The sequence below is a fragment of the Sphingopyxis sp. genome (genome assembly GCF_965279725.1).
Lineage (GTDB): Bacteria > Pseudomonadota > Alphaproteobacteria > Sphingomonadales > Sphingomonadaceae > Sphingopyxis.
In genome coordinates this window covers 1,052,145-1,062,219 of sequence record NZ_CBDIIL010000003.1, presented here as the reverse complement: position 1 = coordinate 1,062,219, position 10,075 = coordinate 1,052,145, and the positions used below count along the sequence as shown (strand labels likewise).

The following is a 10,075-nucleotide window of genomic DNA, read 5'->3' as shown; positions in this document are numbered from 1 at the left end:
GTTCATTGCCAAGCCATATTTCGTGGCGCATGGTGCAGGAATGACGCGTCATTCTTCAGTCGCCCTGCTTTGTGCAGCGGCGCTCGCTCTCGGCGGATGTGCCACCGCGGTTCCGCCGGTCGAAGTCACCCGATTCCATAATGCGGTGCCAAACTGGGCGCCGGAGACGCGTTACGCCATCGCAACGGCGCCGCTGGACGGTCCGGGTACGGGCATGCCCTCGCTGGAATGGAACAGCTATCGCACCGCTGTCGATCAGCAGTTGCAGCGCCAGGGCCTGGTGGCGGCTGGCAGCAATGAGCGCGCCCCGCTGCTGGTTCGCATCGCATTCGAGCGGAGCGAAGAGCCCCGCGAGGGCCGCCGCTCACCGGTATCGGTCGGTGTGGGTGGTTCAACCGGCAGCTATGGCTCAGGGGTCGGGCTCGGAATTGGCCTGAATCTTGGCGGCGGTCCCAAGCGGATGGCCGATCTGCAGCTTTCGGTCCGCATCGACGATGCCGCGACCGGTCAGGCTTTGTGGGAAGGCCGCGCGCTCGCCGCGGTGCCGGTCAAGGCGCCCGCGTCGCAACCCTCACTCGCTGCGGCGAAATTGGCCGAGGCCTTATTCAAGGACTTCCCCGGCGAATCGGGACGCACTATCAGCGTCAAATGAGCATCACCATCAACGCCGCTTTCGACAGCGGCAATATCGTTGTGGACGCCGTCGACGGCACGTCCGCCCGCCTGTCGATCCGCAAGGACCGCGAATCGGATTTCTTCCAGTGGTTTCACTTCCGCGTGTCGTGCGCGGTCGGCGATGCGCTCGAACTCGCGATCACGGGTCTTGCCGATTCGGCTTATCCTGACGGCTGGCCCGGTTACGCCGCCTGCGCGAGCTATGACCGCGAAACCTGGTTCCGTCTCGATACCGGGTACGACGCTGGCACGTTAACGATCCGTCACACCGCCGAAAGCCCGATCCTCTATCTCGCCTATTTCGCTCCCTATTCCATGGAGCGTCACCACGACCTGATCGCCAGCGTCGCCGAATGCGAAGGCGTGACCTATCGCTGCCTTGGCACCAGTCTAGAGGGCCAGCCGATCGACTGCCTCGAAATGGGGACCGGCGACACCCAGGTATGGCTCTATTCCCGCCAGCATCCGGGCGAGAGCATGGCCGAATGGTGGATGGAAGGCGCGCTGGAAAAGCTCACCGACCCCGCCGATCCGCATGCGCGCGCGCTGCTAAAAAAATGCCGTTTCCACATCGTCCCGAACATGAATCCCGACGGCTCGCGGCGCGGCCATCTGCGCACCAATTTCGCCGGGGTGAACCTGAACCGCGAATGGCATGCGCCGACCGCCGACCGTAGTCCCGAAGTGCTGTGTGTACGGGACGCGATGGACGAAACCGGTGTCGACTGGGCAATGGATGTCCATGGCGACGAGGCGATCCCGGCGGTCTTCCTCGCGGGCTTTGAAGGCATCCCGTCGCTGAAGCCCGGACAGCTGGACAAATATAAGGCGTTCCAGACCGCGCTCGCGGCGAACACGCCCGATTTTCAGGTGGCGCTCGGCTATGGCGAATCGGCGCCGGGCAAGGCGAATCTATCAATGTCGACGACGCAGCTCGCCGAACGCTTCGGCGCGGTGTCGATGACGATCGAAATGCCGTTCAAGGACAATGACGACCTGCCCGACCCGGTCGCAGGCTGGTCGCCCGAACGCTCGAAACTGCTGGCGCATGCATGCCTCGCGACGCTGGACCAGATGCTGTGACGGGGAGCTGGCAGATCGTCGAAGACGATGTGTCCGGCGCCGCGATCCGCGCCCTGCTCGAACAGCATTTCGCCGGCATGCTCGCCAATTCGCCGGCAGGCAGCTGTCACTTCCTCGATTTCGACGGCCTCAATGCCCCCGACGTCACTTTCTGGTCGATCCACCGAGAAGGTGAACTGGCGGGCTGCGCCGCGCTCAAGCTGCTGGACGCCGAGCACGGCGAGATCAAGTCGATGCGAACGTCCGACGCGTTTCTGCGCCGCGGCGTCGCGGCGCGAATGCTCGATCACATCATGGGTGAAGCGCGGACCTGCGGCCTGAACCGCCTCAGCCTCGAAACCGGATCGGGCGCTGCGTTCGAACCGGCGATTGCGCTCTACCGCCGCTATGGCTTCGATGATTGCGCGCCCTTTGCCGACTATCAGCCGGACCCGTTCAGCCGCTTCATGACGCGCGCGCTCTAGACACAAAACGGGGTCCGGAAGGGACTCCGGACCCCGCTCACCATGCCGCGCGAACGCGGTTTTGGCCTCAGGCGGCCTTTTTATCCTCGACCAGCGTCGGGGCGCTGCCGCCGATCGCGATCTTGTGCGGCTTCATCGCCTCGGGCACTTCGCGCACGAGGTCGATGGTGAGCAGGCCGTCGGCCAGATCGGCCAGATCGACCCGCACGAAATCGGCGAGCTGGAAGCGGCGCTCGAACGCGCGCGTCGCGATGCCGCTGTACAGCAGCTGGCGGCCTTCGCCCTCGGCAGCAGGCGCCTTGCGGCCGCTGACGGTCAGCATATTCTGCTGTGCGACGATCTCGATTTCGTCGCTCTTGAAGCCCGCGACCGCGACAGTGATGCGGAAATGGTCGTCGGCGATCTTTTCGATGTCGAACGGCGGATAATTTTCGGCGCCCGACCCGCTCGTTTCCAGGAAATCGAACAATCGGTCAAAACCGACAGTCGAACGGCGATAGGGGGTCCAGTCAAAACTGTTACGCATGGTCTTTCTTCCTTTCCTAAAAAGCGAAGTCAGGGACCGCGGCAGCGCGCCGCGATCGCCACCCGGTCCCGTTTCGGCGACCGGATGCTGCAAATCTGGGTGCGGGCGAGACCATTTCAAGAGGGCGGTTGGCGTTCATGCGAAAGCCACGCTAAGGGGCAGCGCAACCCTCCAGCGCAAGGATCCAAAATGCCCCAGCTCATCCTTATCCGTCACGGCCAGTCGCAGTGGAACCTGGAAAATCGCTTCACCGGCTGGTGGGATGTCGAGGTCACCGAAAAGGGCGTGGCTGAGGCATGGGCGGCGGGCGAGTTGATGAAGGAAAAGGGCATCGCCCCCGCCACCTGTTTCACATCGGTCCAGTCGCGCGCGATCAAGACGCTCAACTTGGCGCTCGAGGCGATGGGGCGGTTGTGGCTGCCGGTGACCAAGGACTGGCGTTTGAACGAGCGCCATTATGGCGGGCTCACCGGACTCGACAAGGCCGAGACGGCGGCGAAACATGGCGAGGATCAGGTCAAGATCTGGCGCCGCAGCTTCGACATTCCGCCGCCGCCGCTCGAAGCGGGCTCGCCGTGGGATCTCGCCAGCGACCCGCGCTATGCCGGCATCGATATCCCCTCGGCCGAGAGCCTGAAGGACACGATCGCGCGCGTCCTGCCTTATTATGACAGCGCGATCGTGCCAGAGCTTGCGGCGGGCAAGACGGTGCTGATATCGGCGCACGGCAACAGCCTGCGCGCACTGGTCAAACATTTGTCGGGCATTTCGGACGCCGACATCACAAGCCTCGAAATCCCGACCGGCCAGCCGATAATATATGACCTGAACGACGATCTGAGTGCGCGCGAACGCTATTATCTGAGCGAGCGGTAACGAGGGGATTCTGTCTGTCCCTCGTCATCCCGGCGACGGTCGGCATCTCACCTGAGCGTTCTAACGCACCGTCGCCATCCCGGCCTACGCCGTGATGGCGAGGGTCAAAGCGTCCCCGTCACGGTCAGCTGGAAATATCGCCCGAACTCGCGCCGACGGCTTTCGCTGAACGCAATTGGCCCGTCGCGCCGGTCGACAAAGACCGTGCGGTCAAACCTGTTCTTTTGCCCGGCAAGATTCCGGTACGTCAGCCTCACCGTGAAACCCGCGAGATCCTTATGCTCGACGAAGGCGGTAACGAACGCGCCGTCGTTATAATCATTTTCGATCGCATTGAGCCGCACATTGGGGCTGAATTGTTCGTCGAGATAGCTGGCTCCCCAAGCGAGCTGCGAACCCGGGATGTCGTGGCGCAGGCTGAGATCGACCAGATATTCCTGTCCCTCGCTCTGTTCGCGCCAACCGCTCGTCAGCGGGTCGCGCACGCGGTTGCGGCGCCAGGTCAGGTCGCTGTTGATCCGCGCCCCTTTCCAGCCCAGCCGGTCGAGCAACAGCGTTGCCTTTGAACTGATGCGATACAGATTCGCACCTGGCAGGTTGCCGCGGCCTTCGGTGATCGGCGACAGCGGGATCTGGTCGACCAGATCCTGCGCATAGGCATAAGCGAGGGCGACCGAGGCACCGCCCCACGCGCCCATGTCCTGAACGAACTCCAGCTCGGTGCGGTTGACCACTGGTGGCACAAGCAGGCCGTTGCCGCCATTACCCTGGCCGTTGGCGACATCGACCGAACTGGCGAAATCGAAAAAGTTGAGCTGGTCGACGCGGCGCTGGAGCTGGTAGTTGATCGTCGTGCGCGGTCCGACCTTCCATGCCAGCGCGAGCTTGCCTTTCGGGCGGATGAAGCGGCGCGTCAGGCCGCCGGGACCGGATGACGACAGCTCGCTATATTCTGCACCAAGGTTGATCTGCGCGGTCAGGTTGGACGCGAGTGCGCGACCCCAGGTCAGCGACGCTTCGCCGCGCTTTTCTTCGACCTTCGTCGTTTCGCCACCAAAGATAATGGGTTTGAAGCTGCCGTCTGGCTGGAGCGTCGCGAACTCGGCATCGACGTCGAGCGTATTATACGCCCCCTCTAGCGCGACCTGCCAGTCGGTGCCCCCCGCGGTGCGCCAACCATATTCGCTGCGCAGGATCGACTCGCCCTCGTCGGCGGTCTGCGTGAAACGCTCGCCGCTGCGCCCGCCAAGTGCCTGATCGACGATGAACGTGTCGACGTTGGGGCTATGTTCGAACCGGTAGAGCCCGATCAGTTTGAGCCGTCCTTTGCCCAGCCCAAGCTCATAGTCGCCGCCAACGTCAAAATTATGCTCGTCTTCAACCGATTTGAACGTCTCGCGTACAGCGCCGTTCGTTGGTCCCACCGAAATGCTGCTGGCCGAGTCAACGAGCTTCTGCAACTGGCCGCCCAGATTGAAATTCCACTTGTTACCTTCGGTCGTGGTGCGCGCCAGAGCCAATGCGAGACGCGGCCTGTCACCGCTGTAGCTGGCGAACTCGTCGCGCGTGAACTGCCGCACGCCATTGCCGTCAAATCGTTGCTCCGGACCCCAATGGCCATTCCGGTTGGCTTCATTCTTCAGGCTGAGCGTCACATGGGCGCCGCCGATCTTGCCGGTGGTCGAAACCTCTCCGTTCAGCCAATTGTCATCGAGACGTGGCCGCCAATCGGGCTGCCAGCGGATCGTGGTCGTGAATCCGGCCTGCGCCGCGCCCGCGACGAGCACGACATTGGCCACCTGGCCGGTCAGTCCGGGAACGTTCAGGCTCGCGCCATCGACGATATCGACATAGGCCACTTGCGTGGCGGCAATGCGTTGCAGCGCGCTGCGTGCATCGGTTGATTTATTGGCGATCCGCTCGCCGTTGATCAGGACATTTTCGGTCGCTGCGCCCAGACCGCGGGCACCGCCGTTGGTACCGGTGACGATCAGGAAGCCCGGCACCTTTTCGACCATGTCGAGCGCGGTGCGCGGCGAAAAGCTGACGAAATCGCTGGGGCTGTAGCGTTGCGCGCCGTTAGCGGGCGCCGGAACGGCGACCCGGGTGTCGCCCGCCACCGGCTCGGCATTCTGCGCCATCGCAAATTCGGGCGCCAATAATCCCATGGCCATCGCCAGCGTCGATGTCCTCGCGGTCATCCGCATCATAATCCCTCCCTCGGCGCTGTCCCATTGACACAGCACCTGCGGCGATCGTTTTCAGGGGCTGGAAGTCAAAAGCTTATCCACCAACGCCGCGCGGAGATCGACCAGGACATCGAACTAGTACATCGACGAAAAAGTGACGCGGTGGCGGCGATGACGCGAACTCAATCGCGCAGCAGCTCGTTGATGCCGGTCTTGGCGCGCGTCTTGGCATCGACGCGCTTGACGATCACCGCGCAATACAGCGACGGCCCGGGCGATCCGTCGGGCAGCGGCTTGCCGGGCATCGCGCCGGGGACAACAACTGCGTAGGGCGGCACTTCTCCGACAAAAATCTCGCCCGTCGCACGATCGACGATCTTGGTCGAGGCGCCCAGATAGACCCCCATCGACAGCACCGCGCCCTCGCGCACGATCACCCCTTCGGCGACCTCGGCGCGCGCGCCGATAAAGGCGCCGTCCTCGATCACCACGGGGCCAGCTTGCAACGGTTCGAGCACGCCGCCGATCCCGGCGCCGCCCGACAGATGGACGTTGGCGCCAATCTGCGCACAGCTGCCGACGGTCGCCCAGGCATCGACCATCGATCCCTCACCGACATACGCGCCGATGTTGACGAAGCTCGGCATCAACACCGCGCCCTTGCTGATAAAGGCGCCGCGGCGGACGATCGCCCCGGGGACGGCGCGGAAGCCCGCGTCGCGAAAGCGATTCTCGCCCCAGCCGGCGAATTTCGACGGCACCTTGTCCCACCAGCGCGCGCCGCCGGCACCGCCCTCGATCAATTCCATATCGTTCAGGCGGAACGACAGCAGCACCGCCTTTTTCAGCCACTGGTTGACCTGCCACTGGCCGTCAGTCTGTCGTTCGGCGACGCGAAAGCTGCCGTCGTCGAGTCCCGCCAGCGCGGTTTCGACCGCGTCGCGCACCGCGCCTTGCGTCGTCAGGCCCAGCGTATCGCGATCGTCCCATGCCGCTTCGATCGTCGTTTGCAGGTCGGTTGTCATGAAATCCCCCAGGGTGTCGGCAAGCTGTCCAGCCAGTCCGAAATGTCGTTTACATGATAGTCGACATGGTCCGGCAGGTGGTCGCGATGGCCGCTTTCACTGCCATTGTCCAGCCACACGGTGGTCATTCCCAGCGCCTTGGCCGGGGTCAGGTTGCGCGCCATATCCTCAACAAACAGGCTCTTCGCCGGGTCGATTCCCAGATGCGTGACCATCGCGGCATAGGCGTCGGGTTCGGGCTTCGGGATGTAACGCGTTGCCCGAATGTCGCAGATGCCGTCGAACAGGTCGGCGATGCCGCGGGCGTCCAGCACCCGCGCGGCATAATCGGCGTCGGCGTTGGTGAATATCAGCTTCCGGCCCGGCAATCGGGTCAGCCCGGCGCGCAGCCGGTCATCAGGCCCGATCCGGTCGAGCGCGATATCGTGAACGTCGAGCAGAAAATGTTCGGGGTCCACGCCATGATGGCGCATCAGTCCGGCCATGGTCGTGCCGTGGTCGTGAAAATATTGCTTTTGCACCCGCCGCGCCTCGATCGCATCGATGTTCAGCAACCGCATGATGAACGCCCCCATGCGATCGTCGATCAGGTCGAACAGCGCCGCCGCCGGCGGGTAGAGCGTGTTGTCGAGATCGAAGATCCAGCAATCGATATGGTCGAGTGGGGTGGGCATGGCGGGGTGGCGCTTAAAGCCTGGGGGGCGTGGCGGCAAGGGTAGCAAAAGTCTCCCAGTCGCGAAGCGTTGGGGAGGGGGAGGATCAATTAACCGCATGATGCTACCCCTTGCCCCTCTACCGCGCTAAAAGCGGATATTCAGGGCAAAGGGGAACGGCAATGGCCGACGCGAACCGACGCAGCGACATCCGGTGGATCGCACGGCGGCCTTTGCCCATGCTGCTCAGCATTGCTGCCCTGTCGCTCGCGGGTTGCGGGGGTGGCGGCGGGGCACGGCCCTCGCCAACCCCGGCGCCGCCGGCATCGCCTGCGCCGACCCCCACCCCTACCCCTACCCCGACTCCAGTGCCAACCCCAACGCCCACGCCGCCGACGGGCAATTTCAACACCGCCGAGGTCCGCCGCTCCGACGGGGTCAATTTTCACGGCGCGATCACCGCCTATCAGGCGGGTGCGACCGGGCAGGGGATCCTGGCGGGCGTCATCGACGACGGCATCGACCAGGACAGCCCCGAATTCGCCGGACGCATCTCTGCGCAGTCCGCCGACGTCGCCGGATCGCGCGGCATAAATGGCGAGGGCAGCCACGGCACCAATGTCGCGCAGATCCTGCTCGGGGCAAAGAACGACAGCGGTACGGTGGGCATTGCCTTCAACGCCAATCTGCTCGTGCTGCGCGCCGACCGGCCGGGCAGCTGCGCGACCGAGGATCCGACCAATGACGAAAGCGGGTGCCGCTTTCCCGAAAGCGCGATTGCGTCCGGGCTCGACCGCGCGGTGACGGCCGGGGCGCGGGTGGTCAACATTTCGCTCGGCGGCGGCGATGCCCCCGGCCCGACGTTGCGCGCCGCGGTGGCGCGCGCGACCGCGGCCGGGATCATCGTCATCCTGTCGGCGGGGAACGAAGGCGACAACACGACAAACGGCAACGACCCGAACAATCCCGAACGCTTTGCGCAGGGGTTGCGCGACGCCGGCGGCGGGCTGGTCATCATCGTCGGGTCGGTCGATGAAAATGGCGCGAGTTCCGATTTCAGCAACCGGGCCGGGACTTATGCCGGATCCTACCTCGCGGCGCTCGGCGAGGGGGTTTGCTGTGCCTATGAGAATGGGGCTCTCAAAACCGAGGGTAATTTCGTCTTTATCCTGAACGGTACCAGTTTCGCCGCGCCGCAAGTCGCGGGCGCGGTCGCGCTGCTCGCCCAGGCTTTTCCCAACCTTTCGAGCCAGCAGATCGTCCAGCTGCTTTATCAATCGGCGCGCGACGTCGGCACAGCGGGCGCCGATGCCGTGTTTGGACAGGGCGTCCTCGACATCGCGCGCGCTTTCCAGCCTGTGGGCGCGACGACGCTCGCCGGTACCGCGACCGCTGTCAATCTGGGCAGCGCACTCGGGATGCTGGGCGGGCCTATGGGCGACGCCGGCGCAACCCGCCCGGGATCGACCGTCGGTCTTGTCGCCGACGGCTTTGGCCGCGCCTTCAGCGTCGATTTCGGCCATTCGCTGGCCCAGCGCCGCCCCGACTTCAAGCTGTCGGGCGCGCTCGGCGGCCTCGTGCGCCAGCAAGTCGCTGCCAGCCAGGCGACCGCGCTGTCACTGGTCACCGCGCCCCGGGGGGATGCGCTTGCGGGCCTGTCGTTCTACGACGCGCAGGAGGCGCGTACCCTTGCGGCGTCGGTGGTGACCCGCATCGATGCGCAAACCCGGATCGGTTTCGCGGCCGGACGCGGGACCGGCGGCATGCTCGCGGGCGAACGCGGCGAATCGGGTCATGCGATGCTGATCGGTGACGGCGCGCACGACGGTCTCGGCTTTGCTGCCAGCCCGGGATTTGCGATGATGATTCGGCATAATATATATAAAAATCAATATTTTAACATCGAAATGGAAAATGGCTGGGTGTCGGGCTCGCGCTGGCAGGACGATCCGCTGCTGCGCTATCGCTCGGGCCGTGACAGCCGCTATCAACGCTTGGGCGCGGGATGGGACAGCCGTGTCGGCCCGGTCCGTCTTGCCCTCGGCGGCGCCTGGCTGCGCGAATCGGACAGTCTGCTCGGCGCCCGCCTCGGCCCGCTGTTCGGCAGCGGCGGCGCGACCAGCCTGGTCGGCGACGCCAGCGTCATCCTCGACATGCGCAACGATTGGCAGATTGCCGCGGCGTGGCGCCAGATGCGGACACGCCCCGATCGCGCCGGACTCGTGGCGGGCGGCGCGCTCTGGTCGTCGGCTTTCTCGTTCGACGTCGCCAAATCGGAATTGTTTCGCTCCGGCGACCGTGCTGCGATCCGCTTCGCGCAGCCGCTACGCGTCGCGCGCGGCGGTATCGATCTGATGCTTCCGATCGCGCACGACTATGCCAGCGGTCGCACCGATTTCGGCCGCCGCACCTATAATCTCGCGCCGACGGGCCGCGAACTGGTGGTAGAGGCGAGTTATCTTGTCGCGCTCTTGGGCGGCGATTTGACGGCGAATATGTGGGTGCGCCGCGACCCCGGCCATATCGCGGCGTTACCCGATGACAAGGGCGCGGCGCTACGCTTTACGATGGGCTTCTGATCGGC

The 10,075-nt window shown here is 64.6% G+C and carries 9 protein-coding genes; 5 read left to right on the top strand and 4 right to left on the bottom strand.

Annotation, left to right across the window (positions count from 1 at the left end; translation table 11 throughout):
* The first annotated feature begins 40 nt into the window (after window positions 1-40).
* Genes ACQY6T_RS14025 through ACQY6T_RS14015 form a run of 3 tightly spaced genes read left to right on the top strand, consistent with a single transcriptional unit; the run spans window position 41 to window position 2,222 of the window.
* Window positions 41-652, top strand: a complete 612-nt coding sequence (locus ACQY6T_RS14025; protein WP_428631655.1) for a DUF4136 domain-containing protein — start codon at window positions 41-43, stop codon at window positions 650-652.
* Window positions 649-1,758: a M14 family metallopeptidase gene (locus ACQY6T_RS14020; RefSeq protein WP_428631653.1), complete on the top strand. Its 1,110-nt coding sequence runs from the start codon at window positions 649-651 to the stop codon at window positions 1,756-1,758. Before ACQY6T_RS14025 ends, ACQY6T_RS14020 begins: the two co-directional genes overlap by 4 nt.
* On the top strand, window positions 1,755-2,222 hold the full coding sequence (locus tag ACQY6T_RS14015) for a GNAT family N-acetyltransferase (RefSeq protein WP_428631650.1): 468 nt from the start codon (window positions 1,755-1,757) through the stop codon (window positions 2,220-2,222). The genes ACQY6T_RS14020 and ACQY6T_RS14015 overlap by 4 nt, the downstream gene beginning before the upstream one ends.
* A gap of 67 nt (window positions 2,223-2,289) precedes the next feature.
* Here ACQY6T_RS14015 and ACQY6T_RS14010 read toward each other — a convergent pair whose 3' ends face one another.
* Window positions 2,290-2,748 carry an Hsp20 family protein gene (locus ACQY6T_RS14010; protein WP_428631648.1) on the bottom strand — a complete coding sequence of 153 codons (459 nt, stop codon included), beginning with the start codon at window positions 2,746-2,748 and terminating at the stop codon, window positions 2,290-2,292.
* Window positions 2,749-2,937: 189 nt separating this feature from the next.
* On the opposite strand from ACQY6T_RS14010, the gene gpmA reads away from it, so the two are divergent.
* Window positions 2,938-3,624, top strand: a complete 687-nt coding sequence (gpmA, locus tag ACQY6T_RS14005; RefSeq protein ID WP_428631646.1) for a 2,3-diphosphoglycerate-dependent phosphoglycerate mutase — start codon at window positions 2,938-2,940, stop codon at window positions 3,622-3,624.
* A 104-nt stretch (window positions 3,625-3,728) separates the two neighbouring features.
* Here gpmA and ACQY6T_RS14000 read toward each other — a convergent pair whose 3' ends face one another.
* From ACQY6T_RS14000 to ACQY6T_RS13990, 3 genes are all read right to left on the bottom strand, one after another.
* Window positions 3,729-5,834: a TonB-dependent receptor plug domain-containing protein gene (locus ACQY6T_RS14000; RefSeq protein ID WP_428631644.1), complete on the bottom strand. Its 2,106-nt coding sequence runs from the start codon at window positions 5,832-5,834 to the stop codon at window positions 3,729-3,731.
* 161 nt (window positions 5,835-5,995) lie between these two features.
* The gene (dapD, locus tag ACQY6T_RS13995; RefSeq protein ID WP_428631642.1) at window positions 5,996-6,838 is read right to left on the bottom strand and encodes a 2,3,4,5-tetrahydropyridine-2,6-dicarboxylate N-succinyltransferase; all 843 of its coding nucleotides are present in this window, start codon (window positions 6,836-6,838) and stop codon (window positions 5,996-5,998) included.
* Window positions 6,835-7,512: a pyrimidine 5'-nucleotidase gene (locus tag ACQY6T_RS13990; RefSeq protein ID WP_428631640.1), complete on the bottom strand. Its 678-nt coding sequence runs from the start codon at window positions 7,510-7,512 to the stop codon at window positions 6,835-6,837. Before ACQY6T_RS13990 ends, dapD begins: the two co-directional genes overlap by 4 nt.
* Window positions 7,513-7,673: 161 nt before the next feature.
* Here ACQY6T_RS13990 and ACQY6T_RS13985 point away from each other — a divergent pair, with 161 nt between their 5' ends.
* The gene (locus ACQY6T_RS13985) at window positions 7,674-10,070 is read left to right on the top strand and encodes a S8 family peptidase (RefSeq protein ID WP_428631638.1); all 2,397 of its coding nucleotides are present in this window, start codon (window positions 7,674-7,676) and stop codon (window positions 10,068-10,070) included.
* The last annotated feature ends 5 nt before the right edge of the window (window positions 10,071-10,075 follow it).